The sequence below is a fragment of the Limimaricola variabilis genome (assembly GCF_014195545.1).
In the GTDB taxonomy this organism is placed as follows: Bacteria; Pseudomonadota; Alphaproteobacteria; order Rhodobacterales; family Rhodobacteraceae; genus Limimaricola; species Limimaricola variabilis.
In genome coordinates, this window is record NZ_JACIBX010000021.1 from 1 (window position 1) to 24,515 (window position 24,515).

Annotated in this window: 17 protein-coding genes and 1 pseudogene; 8 read left to right on the forward strand and 10 right to left on the reverse strand. The window is 63.1% G+C overall.

What is annotated here, in order from left to right; genetic code table 11:
* Positions 1 to 786: 786 nt before the first annotated feature.
* The 3 genes from FHS00_RS16845 to FHS00_RS16855 all read right to left on the reverse strand — a co-directional run bounded on the left by FHS00_RS16845 (position 787) and on the right by FHS00_RS16855 (position 3,807).
* Complete coding sequence (locus FHS00_RS16845; protein WP_183475267.1) at positions 787 to 1,950, reverse strand: sensor histidine kinase; 1,164 nt, start codon at positions 1,948 to 1,950, stop codon at positions 787 to 789.
* A gap of 437 nt (positions 1,951 to 2,387) precedes the next feature.
* On the reverse strand, positions 2,388 to 3,302 hold the full coding sequence (locus FHS00_RS16850) for a sulfotransferase domain-containing protein (RefSeq protein ID WP_221188896.1): 915 nt from the start codon (positions 3,300 to 3,302) through the stop codon (positions 2,388 to 2,390).
* Positions 3,303 to 3,363: 61 nt separating this feature from the next.
* Positions 3,364 to 3,807: a YybH family protein gene (locus FHS00_RS16855; RefSeq protein ID WP_183475268.1), complete on the reverse strand. Its 444-nt coding sequence runs from the start codon at positions 3,805 to 3,807 to the stop codon at positions 3,364 to 3,366.
* A 147-nt stretch (positions 3,808 to 3,954) separates the two neighbouring features.
* Between FHS00_RS16855 and FHS00_RS16860 the strand changes: the two genes are divergently transcribed.
* A complete protein-coding gene (locus FHS00_RS16860) occupies positions 3,955 to 4,848 on the forward strand; it encodes a LysR family transcriptional regulator (protein WP_183475269.1) in 894 nt (297 codons plus the stop codon).
* Positions 4,849 to 4,983: 135 nt separating this feature from the next.
* Positions 4,984 to 5,331 (forward strand): antibiotic biosynthesis monooxygenase, encoded by a 348-nt coding sequence (locus tag FHS00_RS16865; RefSeq protein WP_221188897.1) that lies wholly within the window; start codon positions 4,984 to 4,986, stop codon positions 5,329 to 5,331.
* Between the two features lie 191 nt (positions 5,332 to 5,522).
* On the opposite strand, the gene FHS00_RS16870 is transcribed toward FHS00_RS16865, so the two are convergent.
* The 7 genes from FHS00_RS16870 to FHS00_RS16900 all read right to left on the reverse strand — a co-directional run bounded on the left by FHS00_RS16870 (position 5,523) and on the right by FHS00_RS16900 (position 11,772).
* A complete protein-coding gene (locus FHS00_RS16870) occupies positions 5,523 to 6,155 on the reverse strand; it encodes a tyrosine-type recombinase/integrase (protein ID WP_183475270.1) in 633 nt (210 codons plus the stop codon).
* Positions 6,156 to 6,405: 250 nt separating this feature from the next.
* Positions 6,406 to 7,743: a TadE/TadG family type IV pilus assembly protein gene (locus tag FHS00_RS16875; RefSeq protein WP_183475271.1), complete on the reverse strand. Its 1,338-nt coding sequence runs from the start codon at positions 7,741 to 7,743 to the stop codon at positions 6,406 to 6,408.
* 4 nt (positions 7,744 to 7,747) lie between these two features.
* A complete protein-coding gene (locus tag FHS00_RS16880) occupies positions 7,748 to 8,155 on the reverse strand; it encodes a TadE/TadG family type IV pilus assembly protein (protein ID WP_183475272.1) in 408 nt (135 codons plus the stop codon).
* A 294-nt stretch (positions 8,156 to 8,449) separates the two neighbouring features.
* A complete protein-coding gene (gene yghX / locus FHS00_RS16885; RefSeq protein ID WP_183475273.1) occupies positions 8,450 to 9,364 on the reverse strand; it encodes a YghX family hydrolase in 915 nt (304 codons plus the stop codon).
* Positions 9,365 to 9,468: 104 nt separating this feature from the next.
* Positions 9,469 to 10,053, reverse strand: coding sequence for a ferric reductase-like transmembrane domain-containing protein (locus tag FHS00_RS16890; RefSeq protein WP_246391434.1), 585 nt, complete (start codon positions 10,051 to 10,053; stop codon positions 9,469 to 9,471).
* 26 nt (positions 10,054 to 10,079) lie between these two features.
* Entirely contained in the window at positions 10,080 to 10,571 is a 492-nt protein-coding gene (locus FHS00_RS16895) for a peptidase associated/transthyretin-like domain-containing protein (protein WP_183475275.1), read from the reverse strand.
* A 139-nt stretch (positions 10,572 to 10,710) separates the two neighbouring features.
* A complete protein-coding gene (locus FHS00_RS16900) occupies positions 10,711 to 11,772 on the reverse strand; it encodes an AraC family transcriptional regulator (protein WP_221188898.1) in 1,062 nt (353 codons plus the stop codon).
* Positions 11,773 to 11,891: 119 nt separating this feature from the next.
* Between FHS00_RS16900 and FHS00_RS16905 the strand changes: the two genes are divergently transcribed.
* The 6 genes and pseudogenes from FHS00_RS16905 to FHS00_RS16930 all read left to right on the forward strand — a co-directional run bounded on the left by FHS00_RS16905 (position 11,892) and on the right by FHS00_RS16930 (position 24,364).
* Positions 11,892 to 12,683 (forward strand): class I SAM-dependent methyltransferase, encoded by a 792-nt coding sequence (locus tag FHS00_RS16905; RefSeq protein WP_183475276.1) that lies wholly within the window; start codon positions 11,892 to 11,894, stop codon positions 12,681 to 12,683.
* 184 nt (positions 12,684 to 12,867) lie between these two features.
* A pseudogene (locus tag FHS00_RS16910) lies at positions 12,868 to 14,029 on the forward strand (IS30 family transposase).
* A gap of 1,057 nt (positions 14,030 to 15,086) precedes the next feature.
* A complete protein-coding gene (locus FHS00_RS16915; RefSeq protein WP_183475277.1) occupies positions 15,087 to 17,942 on the forward strand; it encodes a trifunctional glycoside hydrolase family 18/polysaccharide deacetylase/glycosyltransferase family 2 protein in 2,856 nt (951 codons plus the stop codon).
* A complete protein-coding gene (locus FHS00_RS17925) occupies positions 17,939 to 20,428 on the forward strand; it encodes a DUF3131 domain-containing protein (protein ID WP_183475278.1) in 2,490 nt (829 codons plus the stop codon). Before FHS00_RS16915 ends, FHS00_RS17925 begins: the two co-directional genes overlap by 4 nt.
* Positions 20,429 to 21,085: 657 nt before the next feature.
* Positions 21,086 to 23,017: a PAS domain S-box protein gene (locus FHS00_RS16925; RefSeq protein WP_221188899.1), complete on the forward strand. Its 1,932-nt coding sequence runs from the start codon at positions 21,086 to 21,088 to the stop codon at positions 23,015 to 23,017.
* Between the two features lie 999 nt (positions 23,018 to 24,016).
* Complete coding sequence (locus FHS00_RS16930; protein ID WP_183475279.1) at positions 24,017 to 24,364, forward strand: hypothetical protein; 348 nt, start codon at positions 24,017 to 24,019, stop codon at positions 24,362 to 24,364.
* Positions 24,365 to 24,515: the final 151 nt, after the last annotated feature.

Sequence of the window (24,515 nt, forward strand, 5' to 3'; positions counted from 1 at the left end):
GCGGTTGCTCGACATAATTCGTTCCCGACCTCGTTTGTGGCTGGATTCTCGAGATGGTGCGCCATGCCAGCTTGGAAAGGGAGGCGGGATATCGGGGAGGGGGCTTCACGCGGCACTGGGACCTTGCTCGGCTCTGCAAGTTCGTGCTGAAGCACAAACTCCGCGGCACATCTTAGGCGCCTGACTGCATCTTGGTGAGCCAGTTTGTCCGGATCACGTGCGTCACGTCGTTCGCGGATGATGCCGCCACTTTCCTGGCCGGTGCGATCGATCTCCGGCATGCGCATCCAAGCGCACTGGATGAACTGGCAGTCCCGAGAGGGAAGCAAGTTACAGTTGCTGTCCGGCTTGGCGGTTGGAAGCGATGGCGGAGACGATGACAGTGATCGTAAAAAGGCTCGCCGGAACAAGGCGAGCCGCACTCGTTACCCTGCCGGGGAGGATGTGGCCGCGTGACAACGAGCCCACAAGGAAACGGTCGATGCTGATGACCTTGGGTCAATGAGTCGCTGTCCTCAGCTTCAGGTCTCCCTCGATGCGAACGGGACTGATGCAGTAATGTCACGCCGCGCTGATCCGACGAAGGGCTGCCGTTTCAAAACCATCGGTGGGCCGCGCCTCCACAAACGCCCCGATCAGGGGGGGACCACCGTGCCCCGCGCTTTGTAATAACGCAGCGAGCTTTGCGAAGCTGGCGCGACAGGGCCTGTCAGCAAGCGCAGGGCCTTTACACCGCGACACTCGATGTAGGGGACCAAGGTGCCGGGATCGACTTGGAGAGGCGGCTCAGTGCAGGTGTTCCTCTCTTGCAGCCTCCCTTGCTGCTTCCGGGTTGATAGGGAGCTCAATCGTAAATCGTGCGCCACCTCGTGGGCTGCGGCCCCAGGTCACCTGGGCGTCGAGCTTCTGAGCCATGGCCTGAAGTATGACCATGCCCAGCCCTTTGCTCTCTCGCGGATCGAACCCGACTTTGAGGCCCGGTCCATCGTCATCAATCTCGAGCTTGAAATGCTTGTCGACCATCTCGCCGGATAGATCGATCCGCTTGGCCCCGTTCTTGACGGAGTTCAATACGAGCTCCGTGACCAGATGGCCGATCGGAACCAACCGCTCTCGAGCCAGCTGGATCGAGGCACATTCCATCTCGATCAGGCCGCCTTGCGGACAGAGCGGGAAAAGCTCGCGGCTCAGCACATTCAGAAACAGGGCCAGATCGCCGTCCTGAGCGAGGCTGGGCAAGCTCTGCTGAATGTGCCGATTGGCCTGCGCGATGGCTCCGATGCGCGCGGCGATGTCATTGAGCTCGGCGGCCGTCTGTCCCTCATGCTGCGCCGCCTTGCGCCTCGCAACAGAGGAGACAAGCTGCAAGCTGTTCATGACCCGGTGCTCGACTTCCCCAGCCAGGATCTCCTTCTCGCGCACCTCGCGCCGCAAGGCCTCGTGCATTTCGATGGCATCGCGCCTCAGCTCGAGTTCATCCATGACCACGGTCGCGAGATCTTGTAGGATTGCCGTCTGTTCAGGGGTGATATCACGCGGTTCTTTGTCGATAACGCACAGCGTGCCAAGGCCATGTCCATCATGGGTTCTGAGCGGGACACCCGCGTAGAAGCGAAGGCCGAACTCTCCCGCGACGAGCGGGTTGGCCAGCGCCACCGGCTCCACCGATGCGTCACGGAGAATCCATGGACCCTCTTGCAGGATCGCTGAGGCGCATAGGCCGGGGTCTCGAGCAATCTCGTTCACACCTTCAAGGCCCGCGTGGCTCTTGAACCAGATACGATCCTCGTCAACGATCGAAATGATGGCAATCGGTGTGCCCAGGAGTCTCGACGCCAGCTTGGCAATGCGGTCGAAGGCCCCATCTGGAGGCGTGTCCAACACCGCATAGCGGCGCACCGCAGAGAGCCGCGCCGACTCGGCGCGATGGGATAGATCGATATGCTCCATCTCGGCACCTCCGCAGGCCAGTTGTGTTTTAGGCAGTATGGCAGATTAGATCGCCCCTCGCGGAACCAGTATGGTGGCGTCTCGCGGCGAACAACTGTCTGGATGTGGGATGCTGCACTGCTGCCCGTCCCTTGAAAAGAACAATCGCATCGCGGCCCGCGACAGAACTGACATCCAGGAAAACGATCGTAGGGGACGGGACATTCAAGTCGCGCGCAGCGAATGCCCGATACCCGCCCTCACTCAGAGCGGTCCTCGCGGGTGCAGCGAAAACCATGCAGATGCAGTGAAGGTCGGCAAAGGCTGATCTGCGACATCTCGTCAGCGAAGCGACCGGCCGTCCAATGTGGACTGAGAGCGCGCTCGAGAGACCACGCGGTGCTGACCTCATTCACGGCATTCCGATTGGCCCGCACCGCAATGGCAAGATCCACGAACTACCGCACCTGCCGACCCTCTTTCAGCCACGCGGCCGCATCCTTCCCGAGTTCCTCCTCTGCACGCTGCTCATACGCGTCTGATAGGTCGGACGGCAGCCGGTCCTTCCAACGCCCATTCGTGCCCATGTGGATGAAGCTCTGCGCACCGCCGTCCCAGAACGCGCCGCCGAGCGGGACCGAGGCCGCCGCGTTGCGCTTCATGTAGTCGAAGGAGCAATGCTCGATGATCCGCGCGCGTGCATCTTCCGGGATGGGGATCTCGAGAAACGCCGCGATGCGCTCCAGCTCGCCCTCGAAGTCGCGCTTCAGATCGGCGAAGTGCACCATCAGCACGTTGGGCAGGTCGCGGATGTCCCACCAGGACCGGACATTCTCCCAGAACGGCCAGAACGGCACGCCGCCATTCTCCAGCCAGTGGCGGAAATACGCGACGGGGTCCTTGTGCGGCGGCCCGATCTCGGGGCCGACCAGGCCGGGGGTCTTGTTCAGCGCGTCATACCAGGCCTGATTAGCGGTCGAATGGTGGTTGTGCATCGACCACATCACGTCGCGCCCGTCCCGGCCGATGTAGATGTATTTCGCCTTAGACGACATGCGGAGCGCGTCGACCGGCAGATGAGTCTTGAGGAACCGGCGGTGCGTCTGGGCCTCGACCTCCGGCAGCTTGACCTGCTTGGGCGGCACCCGCAGATCGAGCCAAGGCGACATCTCGGCCACCGGTAGCGCCTCCGCACCCTCGAAGATCAGCTGGCTGACGATCTGCTGCATCCATGTGGTGCCGGACTTGGCATAGGTCGAGATGACGATGTCGTTGTCGCGGAACACGAGGTCGTTCCAGATCGTGCTGTCGAAATGATGGTTGTGCATCTCGCGCGTCTTGACTGGCATCCGGTGCTGTGTGGCGGTTGTCATGGTGGTTTCCTTTCTTGGCATCTGCATTGCCGTGGTCGGGCCCGGCACCGCGCGAGATTGGTCAGCGCTCCATGCCACGGGCGGGGAAGGCGACGTGGCGCAGGAGCTTCATCCCATCGGGCGTGTTCTCCGCGACCAACACGTATTTGCCCGGCAGCGTGGCCCCGCCCATCTCGGGCGGCAGCGTCACGCTGTAGGTGCCGATAAAGAGCGTGTGACCCTCGCCCAGCGGAACCCTGTCGTCGATCTTGGCCGTGAAATCCGCGACATCCGGAAAGTCTGACAAGCTCCTTGCGATGCTCTCGGCGCCCTCGAAGCGGCCGCCGGTGGAGGGCATGTAGACTGCGGAGTCCGCGAGGTGCGGCGCGAGCGCATCGTCCTCGCCGCCGAGGGCCTGGGCGAAGGCCTCGATCATCTTCGCCTCTTCAGCCTCGATCGAGTCGGCCGCGACCGGAAGGGTGAGAGCTGCCATGGCGAGGGCGGTCAGAATTGTTGTGCGAAGCATGGTTATCCTCTTAAGGTTATGCCTGCCGCTGCGTCATGCGGCACCAGGGTCTACCATCGAGGATCATGCGACAGACCGTTTTCGAGTAGCTCATCCGTCGCAGAACCGTCCTGCGGGAATGCAGACGCGCTTGGGGGAGTGGGTTTCATGTTCGACTGGGACGATATCCGGCTGTTTCTCGTCGTGGCGCAGGAAGGCTCGACGCTGGGGGCATCGAAACGGCTGAACATCAATCAGACGACCGTGAGCCGCCGCATCCAGGCGCTGGAGCATGCGCTCAAGCTGACCCTGTTCGAACGCGATCCGCGCGGTTACGCGGTGACTCCGCATGGCAGCGCCCTGCTCGACCTGGCGGGGCAGATGGCAGCGACGGCCGAGACGATCCAGACCCGCGCCGAGCGCCTGTCCCGCGAGGTCTCGGGCGTCATACGGCTGACGGGCAACCCCGAGGCCATGGAGCATTGGGGCTTTCCGGTGCTCGCGCGGTTTCGCGCCAAGCATCCGGACATCGAGTTCGAGGTCGACATAAGCACGGGCCAGATATCGCTGGAAAAGGGCGAGGCCGACATCGCCCTTCGGGCGGCGGACGAAATCACTGGCGATACGCTGATCGCGCGCAAGCTCGCCCTCATTCCCTGGGGGATCTATTGCAGCCGCCATTACGAGCGGCAGAACGGGGCGCCGCACGGCCTCGAGGCGTGCGAGGGCCACAAGTTCATCCTCTACAACGGCCGACTGGCCGAGGCGATCGGGGCCGCGCGCTGGCTGGCCGAACAGGTCGACGAGACGGACCGGGCGCTTCAGGTGAATTCCGTCACCGGCATGGTCGGCTCGCTGCGCTCGGGCGCCGGGCTCGGGCTGTTGCCCTGCGTTGCCGGAGATTTCGAGCCCGATCTCGTGCCGTGCTTCCGGCACGAGAAGCTTCATCACACGCTTTGGGTCGTGGCCTCGAAGGAGGCCTACTCCCAGCCCCCGATCCGCAGCTTCATGAAGTTCGTCGGCGAGAACATCCCGCAGGGGCCGCTCTGGGGGCCAGTCTGACGGCTTGCCCATGCCTCTGCGTGAACGCCGTCCGGATCTGCGCCTGAGTGGATACGGACATCGAAGATCCTCCGGCAGGCTATGGGTATCGGCGACGCGGAATGTCGTCGGCAGACCCAACCCATGGAGGACACCATGATCCCGTTCATCCGCAGCCTTGCCGTCTCGGCCCTTCTTGCCCTGCCGGTCGCGGCTTCCGCACAGGACGCTCCGGTGCTGGCCGTGATCAGCCACCCGGTCGAGGACTATGCCGCCTGGCGGCAGATCTATGATGACTTCTCCGACGAGCAGCAGGCCGGCGGCGTCGTCATGGAGCAAGTCTACCAAGACCCCGCCGATCCGAACAACGTGACGGTCCTGCACGGCTTCGAAAGCCTCGAAGCCGCGGAGGGCTTCCTGAACTCCGACGAGCTGAAATCGGCGATGGAAGGCGCTGGCGTCGCGGCAGCGCCCACCGTGACGGTCGTGACCCGGGCCGACTGATTGGCTTTGACGCTCCGCATGGCATGCTTTGCGGAGCGTCGGTTCGCTCCGGACATGGTCGCTTGATCTCGCGCCCGAACATCTGCGCGCTCGGAGAATGGATTGGTAGAAGGATCATTCGAACCTGCCGTTCGCCCGGATTGCGATCGAAAGTCGGCTCCGGGCCGCCCTCTCAGGGGCGGCCCTGCTGTTCAGATCTCGACCGCCTCGGCGATGGCGAGGGCGTCCTCAAGCTCTACTCCAAGATAGCGCACCGTGCTGTCCATCTTGGTGTGCCCAAGCAGGAGTTGGACCGCCCGCAAATTCCCCGTCTTTCGATAGATCTGCGCAACCTTGGTCCGGCGCATCGAATGGGTTCCATAGGCACTCGGCTCAAGCCCGATTGAGGTCACCCAGTCTCGAACGAGGCGCGCATACTGGCGTGTCGAAATATGAGGGCGTTCGTGAAAGCGGCCCGGCCACAGATACTGCGATCCGACCATCATCGGATTGGCGAGCCATGCCGCGAGAGACTTCCGCGTGCCTTCCGTGATCTCGAAACGGACTGGCTTCTGCGTCTTGCTCTGGATGATCGAGGCGCGCTCCTTCACCTGACTTGCGGCATAGACGTCTGCGACTTTCAGTTTCACAAGATCGCAGCCGCGCAGCTTGCTGTCGATCGCTGTGTTGAAGAGCGCGAGGTCCCTGACACGGTCAGCAATCTCAAGTCTAACCCGGATCGCCCAGACATGTCTCGGCAGGAGCGGTAGCTTCTGGCCGACGATGCGCCCCTTGTTCCAGGCGGGGCGGCATTCACGAATGGCGGGAAGGTTTGTCGTGGACATGGCGGTTTCTCCAACCCGCCCCGTCCGCCACGACGCCGGCACCATGCCGACACTGCCCTATAGCACTGCAACCAGTCCCCAATGCGCGCTGCATGTGCTCTGCGTCCCGCGCAATGAGGGGCGCCGTCTGAGGGCGGGAAGCGGTCATTCGCTGCGGCATGAGCGAATGACTGAGTTCGGCCGGGACCGCTCGAAGCATGGAAGGGCGGACGTTGGGGCTCCTGTCAGGTGAGGTGCGGGCCTCCCCGGGTCACTCCGCCAGCCGATAGTGATCGATATGGAGATTGCCTTCCATGCCGAGCTCGTCACAGGCCATCATCTCCATGTTGGAGGTGCCGTCGATCTTTCCGCCTGCGATGATTGAGGCGCCCCTCCCGGTTGCAAGGGACGAGAAAGTAACATCCCCCTGCGTGATGATCTGCCCCCCGTGCATCTGCATGTTGCTCGAGAAGCTCACTCCGCCAATGGCGAGCAGCTGGGCGCCCCCGCCGGGCTGGCAGTTGTCGATACGGCCCAGACGGAAGGAGTTCGAACCCGTGATCGCTTTTTGTGCAGTGTTCGTGGTGGCGATAACCGCATTCTCAAGCGCCAGACCGTTGCCAATCTTTACATCGCACGCTGTTAGGATGACCGCGTTTTTGATCACCGCCTGCGTGGCATGCGTATCAATGGTGGCCGTGGCTCCCGAACAGGCGATGCGGTGGATGCGGCCCGCGGTGAAATCAAGCGGCGTGTATTTAGGCTTGGACAGGTTGATGACGGCCGAACTGGTCAGGTAGCTCGGGTAGTGAGGCGAGCCGGGCTTCGACAGGTTGGCGATGATGTCCGGCAGGTGCCGGATCTCGCGGATGTCCTGCTTCTCGGTCTTGAGGGCGGCACCCAGCCCCGCGTTATTTGTGAAGCCAGAAGCTGGGATCTTGAGCAGGTCGAGGTTCGGCATGGACACGGCCGTGCCGGGCTCGAACAGGTTGTTGCTGTTCACCGAGACGCGGGTGTTCGAATGGATACAGAAGCCGTTGAGATAGAGGTTGTTCGAACTTACCAGCACCGGGCCTTCGGCGGTGAACCCCTCCCGGAAGCATGGCGGTAGGAAACCTACGAAGACAGAGGACGTTCGCACGTCCCAGCTATCTCGGCCGATGAGCTGACTGACGAAGCTCTCGATCGGGTTGCCCCGGGCCTGAAGGCGGCCTGTGTTCACGCGTATGGCCTTGCGCGAGGCGGCATCGGCAACGAACGAGCGCTGCACGTAATCGTAGGTTCCGAACTCGAAATCGGAAGGGCGGATGAAGTCGCCGAAACGCGACTGCGGCATGGTCGATTGCACGAGGTTTATCGCGGCGACCTTGGCATCGTCCGAAGACATGGAGCGCCGGTGGAACAGGGCCGCATGGCCGGCTACGTCTGCTGCGACCTGAAGCCGGGTGCGCTCCGAATACGCGTGGGTTACATCGATGGCGAGGCCACCGATTGCAGCCATGGCGAGGAAGACGAAAAGTCCGAACACCGTGCCCGAACCTGTTTCATCAGTGCTGAAGCGCCGTGTCTTGGCGATCAGCCCCAGCCAGAATCCGCGACCGGCCTGCATCCGCTCAGAACTCCATCATATGGCTGGACTGAATGGTGACCGTGGCGCCTTGGCCGATAGGCAGCGCTTGGGTAACCGTGAGATCGCGCAACGGGATCTTTGCTGTGGTCGAGATGATGCCAGTCCCGGGGTCGTATGTGGTTTGCGCGGTCACGGCCGTGCTGAAGCCCGCAAGGCGATCCTTGATGAAGGTCTCGGTGGCGACGGTGGTCCGGATCTTGCCCACTGACAGTGCCCGGTTTGCGTCCTGCACCAACCGCGTAGCCTGAGCCTGTTTCAGGAAGATCTGGCCGACATCCACGGTCAGCAACAGCAGAAACGCGACCAACGGCACCCATAGCACGAACTCGATCGTGACGTTGCCGCCTTCATCGTCTTTGCTGGAGGTCAAGGCGTTCAGTATTTGCAGCACAAGTTCTACGGGACCACTCCGGCATGGCGTTCGTCGCTATGGCATTCAAATGTCGGAAGTTCTGGCCGAAATTACGGCGCTTCGAATACAAGTTCGGGGCAACCGTCCGACCGGCTTGCGGCGGCGGAGAGGCGCCCGGGCACCACTCAAAATCGGTGGCAACCCCGCCCCGATTAAGGAACCTTCAGCAGCTTTGCTCCAAATGCAGGGTAGGCAACGTGGATGCGGTGCAGACCTTCGCTGCGTAACGTATCAACGTCGGCTATGGGCCGGCCGCGAAGAATGGAGTCCTGCTCAGCCGACAAGATAAGTCCGGAACCAAGCCACCATGCGCTCTTCTGCAAGCTGCGCGGCAGCCTCGTCGTAGCGCGGCGTCGTGTCGTTGTGGAACCCGTGATTTACGTCTGGGTAGATGTGCGCCTCGTAGCGCTTGTCGTTTTCTTCGAGTGCCTTCTGGAACTCCGGCCACATGGCGTTGATCCGCTGATCGAGCGCGGCAAGCTGGATCATCAGCGGCGCCTCGATCCGGGCGACTTGCGCGCTGTCGGGCGTGGCCCCGTAGAACGGCACGCCTGCGGCCATCTCCGGATAGGCGATGGCCAGCTTGTTGACGACGCCACCGCCGTAGCAGAAGCCGGTCGCGCCGATCTTGCCGTTGGTGCCGTCGAGCGACCGGAGGTATTCGAAGCCCGCAAAAAAGTCGTTGAGCAACGCCTCCCCGTCGAGGCTGCGCTGCATCTCGCGGCCCTCGTCGTCGTTGCCGGGATAGCCGCCGAGAGACGAAAGCCCGTCCGGGCCCATCGCGACGAAGCCGGCCTTGGCAAGGCGGCGGACCACGTCGCGGATGTAGGGGTTGAGACCGCGGTTCTCGTGGACCACCAGCACTGCCGCGGGCGGCTGGTCCGGGTCGGTCCGCATGGGCCGGACCAGGTAGGCGGTGATCTCGCCGGTGCCGTTCGGGCTCGGGTAGGTGATATCCTCGCCGAAGATGTCGGGATCGTCCTCGGCCACTTGCTGGGCCAGCGCATAATCGGGCGCGAGCGTGCCAAGGATCGCGACGGCGGTCAGCCCGCCCACGGCCCACTTTCCGGCGCGGTCGAGAAACTCGCGCTTCGAGATCCTGCCGTGGGCATAGTAGTCATAGAGGTCGAGCAATTCCTGATCGAAATCGGCCGCGGTCAGGCGGCGATGAGGGGTCTGGTCATTCATGTGCTGATCTCCCTACCGGACCCGACTTCAATACCACGGTATGGCCCTTGCAGGGGTCACGAATTGCGTCACTGTCCCGCGCATCCCGGCCATTGCGACCGGCATCACATGTTGCGGCCGCGAAAACTTCGCCAGATCTTGAGATCGGCCATGACCTTCCCGGTCGCGATCAGGACGAGGAGGCAGAGCACGGCTTTCGACACCATGCCCATCGTGCCCTCGATCAGCATCGCGTGGGCAACGGCGGTCAGAACGGCCAGGCTCACAAAGCTGGCATGACCGGCGCGCCAGGACCTGATCCCGATGCGCCGACGCGCCAGCGCGAGGCCCGCGGCCGCGAACAGCATCCACATGGAAATGACGCCGAAGGCCGAAAACGCGGTCGGCGCCGAGAAGGTGAGCGCGTCGATCATGTCGGGCGGGCTGGTGATCCAGAGGCCCGCGACGTGGACGACGACCGACAGCACGACGACGGTGCCGACGACGCGGTGGACGCGTCTTCCACGCCGCGTTGGCAGTCCCGGGAGGTAGCCCCCCACGAGCAGCGGTTGGCAAAGCATGGCGGCCAATGAGACGATCCCGGCGAAGCCCCCCACGATATAGATCGGCTGGCGCCATTGCAGAAGCGGGCTTCGCGCGGCGATCAGGATCGGCACCGACACCGCGGCCGCAAGGCAGCCCCAGATCAATATGGTTCTGGCAGGCAACACCTGCGTCAGGCGGGCTCGAGAACGAAATCGGCGGACAAGGACGTGTCGCGGGCGCTGCGCATGATGGGACGCAGGAACACGGTCCTGAACTCGACGCCATCGTCATAGGCGAGATGACCGTGCGGCTGGCCGAACGCCGGGACGATCTGCGGCATCTCCAGCCGGAAGCGGCCCTCGGCGTCGGTCAAGGTGGCACCATGGCTATGCGGGTCGCGTTCGTGGCCCTCGGTGGTATGGGCCCAGATCTGGATGCGGCGCCGCGCCAGGGGCATCCCGTCGCCCGCGCGGCGAACCGTGCCCGACATCCAGAAGCCGCCACCACCGATGCGCTCGACGATCGGCGCGCCGGGCAGATAGTTGTTGGCCCCGCCGCGCATGGTTGGCGTCGGCGCGAGCCCTGAGGCATGTCCCGGGCGGACGAGACCAGTGAGGCTCGAAACGATAATGGCACCCGATACGGCAAGCAGCCCGCGGCGCGTGAACTGGGAAGAAGGCATGTCGATCGTCCTCAGCGATGCTTGGCTGTCACGATACCGCAAACGAGGCCGCCGTGCTTCTGTCATGAGCGTTTCCATCGCGTATGACTCGCACATCCGCATGAGCTTGGTTCTCGGCGGTGCAAGGAGGTTGTCGGCATCAGACCGCGACCCGGTTGGCTTCGTCACGCCATTTCGCCGGAGAGGCGCCGACGACCTTCTTGAAAGCCCGGCTGAAGGCCGCCTCGGACTCATACCCCACTTCTTTTCCCACCGCGGCGACCTTCAAGGAGTTGTCCGCAAGGAGGCGTGCGGCAATCTGCATTCGCCAAAGCGTGAGATACTGCATCGGAGCCTGACCGATCAGATGCGAGAAACGCGCAGCCAGTGCCGATCGAGACATGCCCGCCTCCTGGGCCAGTTGCTTGAGTGTCCAGGGGCGCGCTGGGGCATCGTGGAGCAAGGTCAGGACCTTGCCGATCGAGGGGTCCTTCAGACCCGATAGCCAGCCGGTCTCATGCGCCGGCAAGGCTTCGAGGCACAGGCGGACCACTTCCACGAAGATCAACTCGCTTAGCCTGAGGCGGATGGACTCGCTCCCGATCTGGGGCCGACAGGCGTCCGAGAGCGTCAGGTCTATCAGTTCTCCGAGCAGATCCTGCCTTTGTGACTTTGAGCGCCTTATCCGAAGCAGACGGGGAAGCGCGGCAAGCAGCGGATTGAAGGGGAGCATGTCACAGCCCAGGAAACCGCAGATGTATTCGGCCCCTCCGGGCCCGCCGCCACCCTCGCGGGTGACAAACGGCAGCTTGCCAGCCATCCACTCGCGGAAGAAGGCAATTGTCGCCTCTTGGTCGTATTCCGGGCGCTGTCCCGGCGCGCTGAGCAGTGAATATGGCTCGCCATGAGAAAGAACGAGGATGTCGCCGGCTTCGAACGGCGTGGAGGCGACCTCCGGAACCTCGACCCAGCCCGAACCATTCAAGATGATGTGGTATGAGATCAGGTGCTGCGCACGCGGCAGGATGATGGAAGAGTAGTCGCGTGCTCGAGGCACCGCCACGCCCCACGGAGACGACGCCTCCACGAGGTGGAAGACCGCACCGGTAAGTTTGACCACCCTCAAGACATCGGACAGGGGATCGGTGGCCGAGGTCTGGCAGAGAAACGGAACCTCGGCCGTGTCCGGCCGCGTATCCCCGGACAGTTCGAGCAGCATCATGGACGATCCAGCAAGGGATATGGATGTCCGGTGATGGGTCTGCGCCATGCCTCAGGATATCCTGAGCAGAGGGGCAGAGCCAGTTGTTCTGCCGCGCCGTGCAACGCAGGGAGGCGACGATGGATGTCCAGGACAAAGCGCGTGATCCGGCTGACGTCTACGATGAGCAATTCGTGCCAGCCCTTTTTGCACCATGGGGCCCAGTGGTTGCCGCCGAAGCTGGTGTTCGAAAGGGTGATCGAGTTCTCGACGTGGCCTGTGGCACGGGCGCACTGACGCTGGCCGTATCAAAGATTGTCGGCCCATCAGGCAAGGTCGTTGGGCTGGATGCAAACCCGGACATGCTCGCAGTCGCGCGCCGCAAGCCGGAGGAGATCGAATGGCGGGAAGGAATGGCCGAAGCGCTGCCCTTCGCGGACAACAGTTTCGATGCGGTCGTCAGCCAGTTCGGCTTCATGTTCTTCGACGACAAGCCGAAAGCGCTTGTCGAGATGATCCGCGTTCTGAAACCGGGCGGCCGACTGGCAGTCGCGGTCTGCGATGCCGTCGAGAACTCACCCGGCTACGATGCCTTTGCGCTGCTGCTCGACCGGCTGTTCGGCAGGGCAGTCGGCGATGCCTTCCGTGCCCCCTTCAGCCTCGGCGATGCCAGCCTGTTGCGGGCAATCTGTAGCGAGGCGGGTTTTGGGGACGCCGATATTGTCCGGCGCACCGGAAAGGTTCGATTCAAATCGATCGATTGCTTGGTATCGACCGAGCGCGCCTGCGTATGGACGCTTGGCGGTGTGTTGACGGACGAGCAGTTCGATCGGCTCCTCCGTGAAGCCAAGACCGCCCTGGAGCCCTTCACTGTCGATGGCAAGATGATCGAATTCGATATGCCGGCGCTCATCATGAAGGCACAGAAGTAGCTGACGTAGTGCCTTGGCTCGGGCAGGCTCGGAGTAAACGTGGGCTCACGCGCTACGTTTTTCTAATGGCAGGTTTTGATCAGCCGCGCTGCGGCAGCATCGAGGTGATGAATGGCCGGTTTGGGCGGTGGGCTCAACGGATCGACGCAACACTTCAATCTTGAAGCCGAGATGGAGTGTGGAGATGAAACAACGGCGGCGGATCTACTACACGGCCACTCAACGCGCTGAGATTTGGGATCGATGGCGGCGCGGCGAGTCCATGAGCTCGATCGGACGCGGATTTGATCGGCAGTCCTCGTCGATTTTTTCCGTGTTGTCTCCCACTGGGGGCATCCGTCCGACGGACAGGAAGCGCTCGAGATCGGCTCTCAGCTTGAATGAACGGGAGGAGATTTCCCGAGGACTCAGCACAGGGCATTCGATGCGGGTCATCGCGGCTCAGCTTGGCCGGGCGCCTTCGACGATCAGTCGGGAAGTCAGTCGTAATGGAGGATCTGACAGCTACAGGGCCGCGCGGTCAGATCAGGCCGCTTGGGACCGTGCCCTGCGCCCCAAGATCTGCAAGCTGGCTTGCCACCCGAGCTTGAGCCGGACAGTCTCGCAGAAGCTCCGCCGAAAATGGTCGCCAGAGCAGATCGCCGGTTGGCTCAAGCGGATGTTTCCAGACGAAGAGCAGCGCCGAGTGTCACACGAGACGATCTACAGAAGCCTGTTCATTCAAGCTCGTGGCGTGCTGAAGAAGGAATTGCTTGGGCATCTCCGGGCCAAGCGCACGATCCGCCGGTCCCGGCATGCCAGCCTGAAACGCAACGGTCTTGGACAAGTGACCAACGCGGTGTCGATCCGCGAGAGGCCAGCGACGGTGGAGGATCGCGCGGTCCCGGGCCACTGGGAAGGAGATCTCATCGGCGGTTCGAACAACAGCTACATCGCAACGCTGGTCGAGCGTCAGTCGCGCTACGTGATGCTGATCAAGGTCGCCAACAAAGACACCGAAAGCGTCGTGTCGGCGCTGATCAAGCAGGCGCAGAAAATGCCCCGTGAACTGTATAGATCTCTGACCTGGGACCGCGGAAAAGAACTCGCTGACCATCAGCGCCTTACCATGGCCACCCAAATCGACGTGTATTTCTGTGACCCCCGAAGCCCTTGGCAGCGGGGGAACCAACGAGAACACGAACCGGCTGCTGAGACAGTATTTCGCCCGCGGGACCGATCTGTCCCGATATAGCCAAGCGAAATTGAGCGCCGTTGCGCGGCAGCTTAATGAAAGACCCCGCAAGACGCTTATGTATCAAACGCCTGCGGAGAAGTTTGCGGAGTGTGTTGCGTCGATCCGTTGAGCCCACCGCCGGAAGCGGTCGCAGCAGAGAAGGGCGGGAATAGACCCCGTCATTCCGGGCGGACTACGAACATTCGCTGGGTCACACCGGAGCGGCAGATCTGCGCATGCTCGGCTGCAAAGTCCCTATCAACGGTGGCGCGATCTCTTTCTCCACGTAAGTCGCGTCATTCTCCTCCGAGGCTTAATCGCCTTGCTGGTTTCAACGATCTGACCTCGCGCTGACCAGCTCGGGTCGCCACTTTTTCACCGCAGTTCGGAGCCCTGAGATTCGGGTTCGGCCGCTGTGACTGTGCTGCACAGGCGGCACAAACCAGCGCTTCAATTCCATCTGTTTCCAGATAGTTAACTAGATCCGCTGGTTTTGCGCTCTTATGGGGTGGGAATGGGGCGATTTCTGGACCACGCGCTGCGGTCGCCCTACCAATGACACAATCACGCCACGGGGCACGGCCCGCAGAATGCGGGACTGCCTCCGATGAAGAGCTTTCTCTTCGCCGGGGATGGGATCGGTCCGGTGGCGTGGTTCGCAGGAATTGGTCCGGTGATCCCTCATGCCTCAGCGCACCCCAGATTTCGTGGTTCCCCGTGTCTTGCGCGGCTTGCCCGCCGGCGTATTTGCGGACCCGCGTGCTCGACGGTATGGGCGCCTGCGGTTGGGGCTAATGTTCGCCTCGGGGCTTCTTGCGGCTTGGGCCACACTGTTCTTCATCGAGATCTGGCATGATGGCCACTTAACGCCCGTCACAGCTCCTAAAGAGGAAGGCATCCTTTCCCCCGGTCTGGGCGCGCATAAGCATCTACACGGGCTCGAACCCCCGGGACCGCACGGGGCTCAGGTGCTCCTGCCAGCCGGAAACATGCCTAACATAGCTTGCCCGGCACCCGATGCCGCTCGCCGCCGCCCGGTCTTTGCTTTCGCGCCCTCGTCCTCCCAGCATGCGCCCTTCTCGCTGCGGCAAGATTGCGGGCTGATCGATGTCTTGCTGCCCGAATGGGCCACGCTCGCAGCGCCTCACGGGGGCGCGCAGCTCGACATGGAAACGGCGGCTGCGCGCATGCCCATCGTTCAGGCCACCCGAAAGGGCATTGCCACCTGGCCGGTGGTGAACGTGACTCCGGACTATCTTGCAGTGCTCGCGACGACCCCGTCTCGGCTCGAGACCGAGTTCGAGGCGCTGCAGGCAGTAGCCCTGAAGCATGATTGGCCGGGATACTGCCTCGATTTCAGTGCCTTGGTGGGCACGCCTCTGGCTGACCGCGTGGCTCTCCTGCGGGACTGGATGCAGCGAAGCCGTGCAAGCGACATGGAGCGCTGCGCCATCTTTCCGGCAGGGACGGAAGCAGAGCTGTTGCAGGCCGCCGGACGTGTCGCGGAGCATGTCATCGCCAAGGGTTTCGTCGAGCCTTGGATCGGGACCGCGCCGAGCCCGCTCGCGGCGCGCGACTGGTTTGCCGGTGAGGTGGATCGTGTGCAGGGGCTTGTACCCGAAGACCGGCTGGTGCTGGCTCTGGGAACGGGCGCCGTGCTGTGGCATCCGCAGATGGCTCTACCGGAGCGGGTCGGTTTCGCGCATGCGGTGACCGAGCTTTCGCTCGCGGATGGCGAGATGGCGTTCAGCCGCGAGAGCGGCAACAGTTACGCGAGCTGGCGGGACGAAACAGGAGGGCGGGTGCGCGCCTGGTTTCTCGATCTCGCTTCCTTCGACAGCCAGCTTCGAGCTTTGAAAGCTCGCCCCATTGCGGGGGTCGCGGTGTGGGGCGCGGGGCTCGAGGATCCGGCGATCTGGCCACGCCTTGCCGGCGCTACGGATGAGGCGCTGAGCGGCGTGTCCTTTGACAGCTACGTCCATCAGCTGGGCGCGGGTCCCTTCGTGCGCCCCGGTCCGGCCGGTGTGACAGGGCTGCGCCATATCACCCGCGATCCGAGAAATGATGAGATCACGGGGTTCGACTACGAGATCACGCCGCGCGCAGCGCTTGTCGAACTCTATGGTCGGGGTCGCCCTGACCAAATCGTCCTCACTTTCGATGACGGGCCGGATCCCGAATACACTCCCGCCATTCTCGATGTTCTGGCTGCGAAGGATGTGCCTGCCTCGTTCTTTGTACTGGGTCAGCGCGTCGCTCAATCGCCGCAGATCCTCCGTCGAATGCTGAAGGAGGGCCACGAGATCGGGTCGCATAGCTACTGGCATCCAAAGATGGACGCGATCTCGGAAGCCAGAGCCCGGCTCGAGATCAACTCGACACAGCTCGCGATCGGCACCGCGAGCGGCGTCTCGGCACGGCTCTACCGCGAGCCCTATATGCGCAGCGGCGGTCCGATCCATCCCGCCGAGCTCGACACGCTGCGTCCGCTGCACGAGGCCGGCTACGTCATCGCCGGCATGGAAGTGGTGCCTTGGGACTGGAAGGCAGAGTCCCCCGAGGCGCTCGCCAATACGGTTATCACGCAGATTGCCGAAGGGGCGGGCAGCGTCGTGCTTCTGCATGACAGCGGGGGAGATCAGAGCGCTACCGTGGAGGCGGTCCCACTGATCATCGAGCAGCTGCGCGCTCAAGGTTACGAGTTCACCACCCTGGCGGGCCTGCTGGATGTGCCGAGCTACACGCTGATGCCGGCCGCGCCGGCGCTTGCACAGTCCTTCCACCGTTTCTCTTTTCAACTGATCGGCAATGGCTGGACGCTTCTGGCATTCGGCTTCTGGGCGACCTTCGTGATCGGCGCAGGGCGCTCGGTCTTCCTGCTGGCCGCGGCGCGGCTACGGCAGCGCCACGTGGCACCGCTGCTGTCGGGCCGAGACAGCCCCACCGTGGCGGTGGTCATCCCCGCCTATAACGAGGCAAAGGTCATCTCCGCATGCATCCGGAGCGCTCTGCGCAGTGCCTATGACTACCTCGAGGTCATCGTCGTGGATGATGGCTCGACCGACGGTACCGCCGAGATCGCAAGGGCAATGTGCGAGGATCCGCGGCTGCGGGTCATCCGCCAAGCCAATGGTGGCAAGGCCAGTGCGCTCAATACCGCGCTTGCCGAAAGCGAGGCCGAGATCTTCGTCTGCCTTGATGCCGACAGCCAGATCAACCCGCATGCCGTGGCTCGGCTGGTGCGGCACTTCGCGAACCCGGAGGTGGGTGCCGTCGCCGGCAAGGTGGTGGTGGGCAACCGCACTGGATGGCTCACCAAGCTGCAGGCGCTCGAATACATCACCGCGCAAGGCGTTGAGCGCCGCGCGCGCGAGTGCTTCAATGCCATCCCGGTCGTGCCGGGCGCGCTCGGCGCCTGGCGCGCGACGGCCGTGCTCGAAGCAGGGATCTACTCATCCGAGACGTTGGCCGAAGATGCCGATTTGACGATGTCGGTAATCCGCTCGGGCTACCGGGTGATCTATGACGAAACGGCCGTCGTCACCACCGAGGCACCGTGCCGCCTGTCGCAGCTCATGACCCAGCGGCTGCGCTGGTCGCTCGGTACGCTGCAGGCTACCTTCAAGCACCGCCACGCCTGGCGCGAGGGCTCGGGTCTGGGCCTGACGGCGCTCCCTGACATCGCGCTCTTCGGCTACCTGCTGCCCTTCCTTGCGCCGCTCGCCGATGCCTTTTTCCTGCTTAACCTGTGGGACTGGATGCAGGCCGACGGCACGGGCCAAGCTCCTTCCTGGCTGTTGCTCTTCGGGTATGCGCTGTTGCCGCTGCTCGAGATTCTGGTCGCGGCGGCGGCGTTTCGCTTCGATCCGGGCGAGGATCGTCGCCTGCTACTACTGCTGCCCCTCCAGCGCCTCATTTATCGCCCCGTCCTTTACTATTGCGTCTATCGAGCTCTCTGGCGTGCCGCGTCAGGGCGACTTGCGAAATGGGGCCGAATGCAAAGAGGGGGCAGCATGCTGACGGCAGGCCTGAGCCGCGCGTGATCGGTCGCCGCGACCTGCTCAAGGGCGCCGGCACGGCACTGATTGGATTGCTGCCAGCTCGCAGCTTGGCAGCTACCCGAGTAGTGCCCAGCTACACCGTGCTGCGCGACATCAACGCCGAGACGCCTCCCGAGGTCCTACGCGTGGTACTGGAAGCCTTTAAGCGCCAAGGACTACCCGCCACCTGCCTTGTGACGCTCGATGCCCCCGGCGCGGGAAGGCTCGGCCCTGACAACCCCGTCATCGACATTCTGACCGAGGTCGCGGGTGCAGTGCCAGGGCTCGTTGAGATCGCACCGCATATCCACGAACTGGCCACGCTCTCGAGCTACTTTCAGGCCCGTCAAGCGGCCGAGATGGTTGCACGGCTCAAGTCCCTCTTAGGAGATGCGGCAGCCGCAACACCGATCCGCTCGATCGCCTGCGATACGCCACAGCGCCCGCAATCGCCGCAGGGCCTGCGCGGCGCCGGCCTGCATACCGTGCTCCTGCTGCCCGAGGAAAGCGGCCCGCTGCGGAGCGAGCGCTGGCCCGACGGCACCGTGCGCTTTCTGGGCGGCCGGGCCCTGACTTTGGACGACGCGCGCCGAGCCTATTGGGAGATCGACACGGAACGCAGTCAGGTGCTTTGGACGATTTCGATGGCACAGCTCGTCGGCGATGCCCCGGCGCAGCTGTCGGCCAAGGCGGCGGTCTTTGCGAGCCAAGCGCTGGCAGCCGAAGCGGTGCGTGGACTGGCGCACCTCACGCTGTCGGAGGCGCAGCTGCGCGATGACTACGGCTACGGGCGGGATCTGCTGCTGCACCTCGTGACACGGAACGAAGACAGCCCGGCCTTTCAGACCTTGAGCGAAGATCTCGCCGCACGCGGCATCGCTCATAGCTACAGTCTAGTGCTGGAGGGGGTGGGGTTCGCTGATGGGATCCGGCTCAAGCTGATCCCGGGCAAAGACCCGGGAAAGGCCGGGCGGGGTATGCGTCTGGCAGAAACCTCCGCCGGGCCAGCACAGAGCGTCATACTGCAACCCCGGCCAGGAGCCTTTCGAGGCCTGAGTGCGGAGAACGCGCTGGTGCTGCCTTCACACCTGCTGGCGGATCCGGACACGATCTATGCACTGGAGCAGGAAGCCGAGGAAATTGAGGACAAGGTGCTGCTGGTCGATGCCGATCGTGTCCGCAGCGGCGTTCTGAAGACCGCACTGCTGCGCGGCTTGGAGCAGATGCTTGCGCGCCCGGGCCGACGCGCGGTCGCACTCCCGACGGCGCTGGAGCGATTGCTGCCGCAGAGCCCGTATATCGGTCATCATCGGCGCACCGAGCGTTTCCGCGAAGGCGCGGTGCAGCCGGTAGAAGCGGTGTCCCCAGCGGAACGCGCGGCGCTCATGGAGGACGCCCGCTGCGCGTGGCGTTACTTCTCCACCTGGACCAATCCGGTCACCGGGCTGTGCCCGGCCACCGTTTACAACGGCAAAGGTGGCCGGCGGCTGCACGAGGCCGTCACCATGTGGGATGTGGGCAGTCATATCAACGCGCTCATCGCAGCGCATGATCTCGGCTTGATCGCGGATGCCGAGTTCCAGGCGCGCAGTGCTCGGATCATGCCGCAGATCGTGGGCCGCCGCTACAACGGGCGCCTTCTGCCGCAAGGCTGGATCCGCACTGACCGGCCTCGCTGGGGGACCCGAGATTTCGATGCCTGTGACGCAGGCCGGCTGCTTGCTGCGCTTTACGCGCTCGAGAACCACCCTGCGGCCAAGGCCCGGCCCTCAGACATCGTACACGCCTACGACCTCGACGCAGTAATTCATGCAGGGGAGATCCAGAATGTCACGGATGGCATGTTCCACAGCTCCTACCGCTCGCATTGTGCGCATTACGCAGCCCACGCCTTCCGGATCTGGGGGTTCGACGCGCGCTCGCCCTATGAGGTGATGAGAGGGCGCTCAAGCTCCGATGGGCAAATGGCGCTCATCGAGGCCTCCGGCCTTATCGGTCCATTGGGCGCTGAGCCGTTGCTTCTCGAGGCTGTCGAACTCGGCATGTCGCCCGAGTCCGTCTACCTCGCCGATCTTCTCTTTGCCGCGCAACTCGAGGAATACGAGGAAACGGGCCGACTTAAATGCGTGTCTGAATGCCCCATTGATCGCGAACCTTGGTTTCTCTATTCGGGCCTGCAGCTTGATGCAGAAGGGCGCCGCTGGGCTACCGATACGGTGAACGGACATGCCCGTCATCGCTCGCAGGCTTTTGCGGACGCCAATGCAGTGATCAGCAGCAAGGCGGCCTACCTCTGGGCGGCTTGGAGGCCGCATCCCTACACCGAACGTGTGCTAGACCATGTACGCGCGCGCGCGCGCCAGCAGGTTGGCTTTTCGCCAGGTATCTACGAGGCGGATGATCGCGCCATGCCCAACTACAGTGACTTGAATACCAACGCGATCATCCTGCAGGCCATTGCTTATCGAGTTACGAATGCAAATGTCTGACCTCCGGAGGCTGAACCCCCCAATGATCTGGGATGTCTCGATGAAGGCAAGCTGAAGCGGTCTACAGACAGCTCCACGGGCATGCGTTGCAAAGAGGATAAAGTCGAACGAGAGTGGGATCTCGCGCAGCGTGCCGTTCTACAGCTGCAGCACTGCGGTGGCCATCAGGACTGCCAAGGCCGAACTCGTGACGCGAATGGCCATCCCAAGGCGGCCATGGTGGTCTCGCCGGTAGACCAGGAACAAGAAGAGCGCCGGCAGAAGAAGATATGCCATCGGGGCGGTATCGAGGAGACTGGGCGAGATAAAATTCATATCCTTCAGGTACACCCGAACGAGCGCCTTGGCCCACGCGCAATGGGCGAGGATCAGAAAGCGAAGGTATAGGATGCTTTACCGGCTCGCCAGCTTGGCGGCCGTCTGTTCGCCTTTCAAAGCCTCCAGCGCGACCTTGGCCTTGAAGTCGGGCGCGTGTTGCTTGCGTTTCGACATCTCCAATCTCCTCGCCGTCGGGCAATCCTCTGTCGCACCTGCCTCAGCGGCCTGAAGCGCTGCGCTGGACGCCGACAGCGATGCGCTGCAACATGTCAGGTGCCATAGTCTATCGGAGCGTTTCGCGGACAATCGTAGCGCTCCAACGATTCCGGGGAGGTGCGCGTGACTGAAGCCGTGGCGATGCCGGTCAGCGAAAACGAACGTCATCGGCTTCTGCTCGAAGCGATTACCGACTACGCGATCTACATGCTCGATTCAGGGGGTCACGTTTCGAGCTGGAACCCCGGGGCGGAGCGTTTCAAGGGCTACACGGCGTCCGAGATCATGGGGGCGCATTTCTCCCGCTTCTACACGGAAGACGATCGGGCGAGGGGGCTTCCGGAAGAGATCCTGAGAACGGCTGCCAATGCTGGCCGCTACGAGGGGGAGGGCTGGCGGGTTCGCAAGGACGGCCGCCGCTTCTGGGCGCATGTGGTCGTCGATCCGATCCGCTCGGCCACAGGGGACCTGTTGGGCTTCGCGAAGATCACGCGCGATCTGACCGAGCGTCGCGCCCGGGAAGAGGAACTGCGGCGAAGCCAGGAGCAGTTCCGCCTCTTGGTGCAAGGTGTGACCGACTATGCGATCTACATGCTCGACCCGGACGGGCATGTGGCCAGCTGGAATGCCGGCGCGCAGCGGATCAAGGGCTATGCTCCGTGGGAGATCCTCGGGAAGCACTTCTCGCGCTTCTACACCGAGGAGGATCGCGAGGACGGATTGCCCTTGCGCGCGCTTGAAACCGCCAGACAGGAAGGGCGGTTTGAGAACGAGGGCTGGCGGGTGCGCAAGGATGGCACGCGGTTCTGGGCCAGCGTGGTCGTGGACGCGATCCACGACGATGAGGGCGAGCTGATCGGCTTTGCCAAGGTGACCCGCGATATCACCGAAAAGCGGGAGGCGCAGAAGGCGCTCGAGGTCGCCCATGAGGAGCTGCTCCAGTCGCGGAAGATGGAAGCACTCGGCCAGCTGGCAGGCGGCATCGCGCATGACTTCAACAACCTCTTGATGGCCATCTCCGGCAGCCTTGAGCTGCTCCAGCGGCGCCTTCCGAACGATCCCCAGATCACCAGGCTCATCGACAACGCGCTGCAAGGCGCGCAGCGTGGTTCAGCTTTGACAGGCCGACTGCTGGCATTTGCCCGCCGTCAACCGCTGGAGCCACGGCTTGTAGACCTGCCGTCTCTCATCGAGGGTCTGCGTGACCTCCTGCAGCTGTCGCTGGGAGGTGACATCCAGATCGAGGTGTCAGCATCGCCTGCCATGCCGCCGGTGATGGTCGATGCCGCGCAGCTCGAACTGGCGCTGCTCAACGTCGCAACGAATGCGCGGGATGCCATGCCCGATGGTGGCCGGCTTACCATTCGCATCTCCCAGGAGGAGGCCCCATCCGCTCGTGACACGGATCGGACATTGGCCCGAAGAGTTTGTCTGGCTATCTCGGATACCGGCGAGGGCATGGACGAGGAGACGCTCGCTAGGGCGGCCGACCCGTTCTTCACCACGAAGGGCCCCGGCAAGGGCACGGGATTGGGCCTATCGGTGGTCCATGGGTTGCTTGAAGAGTCCGGGGGGCGCCTGATCCTGAAGAGCTGGAAGGGCGAGGGCACGACTGTTGAGATGTGGTTCACCGCGGTCACCGCCCCGCAGGGACAGCTGGCCAACACCTCAACTAAGTCCTCCGACAAAAGCGTAGTCGACACGCCCCTTACCGTGCTCGCCGTCGACGATGATGCTCTGGTTCTGATGAACACCGTGATCATGCTGGAAGATCTCGGGTACGAGGTCATCGAAGCGAACAGCGGGGCCGAAGCCTTGGCCAAGCTCGATGAACACGAAGTGGATCTGCTCCTTACGGATCACGCGATGCCGCAGATGAGTGGCACGGAGCTCGCGCATGCCGCTCGTGAACGCCACCCCGGCTTGCAAGTGCTCCTCGCGACCGGCTTTCTCGAACTGCCGAAGGACAGCACCTGCGCGAACCTGCCGAAGCTCCTTAAACCCTTCAGCATGGAACAGCTCCAGACCGCTATTCGCGAAGCTACTGATTACTAACAGCCGTAGTGCAGGTCATGGCGTGGTTGAGGAGCGCGCCAATGTGCGACATGTGCCGTTGCCACGAGGATCAGACCTTGTCCGAGGCGCCGCATCCGTCGCTCGAAATACGGACCTCCACCTCGCCATCAATCGTCCGCATCAAAGGTTCGAGGCGGCTTCGCAGCCCAGTCACCCGGGACTGGAGATCGGCTCGAGCCTCCGCAGCGGAATTGTCACCCGCTTGGAGCGAAGCACAGGCATAGGCTCGCGGCTCGTGTTTGCCTGCGTCAGCTTGGCTCGATGAGGAGGCAAAGGTCGGGGCAGGTCGGTCCAGAGGGGTATCTTTGCTCATTATGCGTGCATCGCGTCAGGAAAAAGGAGCAGTTATGCTACGTCGCGCCAGCAGTGGAGCCAGCGACGTTTCAAAGAAATGGGCGAGACTGCTCCTTTCTCAAGCGTGCGTAACGGGGACGTTGCGTCGAATCCCGCCCGTATATCGCTTATGTCGGTCGAGCCGTCCGTCACAGCAGCAGGTGCGCTGATCTTGGCGGCGATGGCGGCCGACATGCCCTAGACGAGTGACACCTCGTCGGTGGCCCGATTAATCTCGCAGCGCGCGGCGACCTCGACCCGAAGGGCGAGATGGATCCAGGCATCGGCCGCGTTCCGGCCCATCAGTGTAACGACTCCTTCCGTTGCAGCATCCTCAAAGACCGAAATGTGGGTCGCGACGATGGGGCCAAATCGAACACGCCGAAGGGCCGGGCTCGCGCTTGGCCTTCAAACCAACGCCTTGGGACTCCGGCAGGGTAGACAGGTCGTGCTTCTCGTTCGTAGAGCGTCCTGCGGTCGGCTTCATACCTGTCGATCCACCTCACAATCAAAAATTCTGACACGTTGCGGTGCTGCGGCACTGCGATCCACGTGCTACAGGAAGGCGACCTGGCATCATCCTCTGGGTGGCGAGGCTGCAGGGAATCCGCCTAGCCTCGAACAATACGGTTCCCGAGGGTCCCCATGACGTCGTTCGAACGCGTGCTTCAGATCTGCGGCCTTGAGCGGGAAGAGGCGGTGCAGTTCTTCGATATGCCCGCCGAAACGGTGGGTGGATGGACTGACGGCAGTCTCAATGTTCCAGCTGCGGCTTGGGAGCTGCTGGCGCAGCTCTACGATCAGGTCGAGCGTGCTGCCGCGCGGACCGAGATCTTACTCGACGAGGCCGATCTCGATCCGTCGCTCTGGAACGAAGGCGTGGGCATACCGCACGGAGCCGAGTGCCTGCCGAATGGCTCGGAGATCACCGCGGGGCTGATGGCCAGTCTGCGCCGGCTACGCAAAGGAACGGCGGCCGATGGATTGATCTAGGGTGAGCTGAAGCGGACCGAAAGCTTTGGCGCATAGGGTCTAAGGCAGCGCGGCAATCGAAGGCGCTGACGATAAATTTGTATATTTAATAACAAATGCATAAGCGTCCAGCTACTCAACAATGTCCCGCGCCGTGAAGCAGGCAGGCGGT

Bases quoted from the DNA above. Each gene is read 5' to 3' on its own strand.
- FHS00_RS16845 (WP_183475267.1), bottom strand. From the start codon at position 1,950: ATGGAGCATATCGATCTATCCCATCGCGCCGAGTCGGCGCGGCTCTCT.
- FHS00_RS16850 (WP_221188896.1), bottom strand. From the start codon at position 3,302: ATGACAACCGCCACACAGCACCGGATGCCAGTCAAGACGCGCGAGATG.
- FHS00_RS16855 (WP_183475268.1), bottom strand. From the start codon at position 3,807: ATGCTTCGCACAACAATTCTGACCGCCCTCGCCATGGCAGCTCTCACC.
- FHS00_RS16860 (WP_183475269.1), top strand. From the start codon at position 3,955: ATGTTCGACTGGGACGATATCCGGCTGTTTCTCGTCGTGGCGCAGGAA.
- FHS00_RS16865 (WP_221188897.1), top strand. From the start codon at position 4,984: ATGATCCCGTTCATCCGCAGCCTTGCCGTCTCGGCCCTTCTTGCCCTG.
- FHS00_RS16870 (WP_183475270.1), bottom strand. From the start codon at position 6,155: ATGTCCACGACAAACCTTCCCGCCATTCGTGAATGCCGCCCCGCCTGG.
- FHS00_RS16875 (WP_183475271.1), bottom strand. From the start codon at position 7,743: ATGCAGGCCGGTCGCGGATTCTGGCTGGGGCTGATCGCCAAGACACGG.
- yghX (WP_183475273.1), bottom strand. From the start codon at position 9,364: ATGAATGACCAGACCCCTCATCGCCGCCTGACCGCGGCCGATTTCGAT.
- FHS00_RS16895 (WP_183475275.1), bottom strand. From the start codon at position 10,571: ATGCCTTCTTCCCAGTTCACGCGCCGCGGGCTGCTTGCCGTATCGGGT.
- FHS00_RS16900 (WP_221188898.1), bottom strand. From the start codon at position 11,772: ATGATGCTGCTCGAACTGTCCGGGGATACGCGGCCGGACACGGCCGAG.
- FHS00_RS16905 (WP_183475276.1), top strand. From the start codon at position 11,892: ATGGATGTCCAGGACAAAGCGCGTGATCCGGCTGACGTCTACGATGAG.
- FHS00_RS16915 (WP_183475277.1), top strand. From the start codon at position 15,087: ATGCCCATCGTTCAGGCCACCCGAAAGGGCATTGCCACCTGGCCGGTG.
- FHS00_RS16930 (WP_183475279.1), top strand. From the start codon at position 24,017: ATGACGTCGTTCGAACGCGTGCTTCAGATCTGCGGCCTTGAGCGGGAA.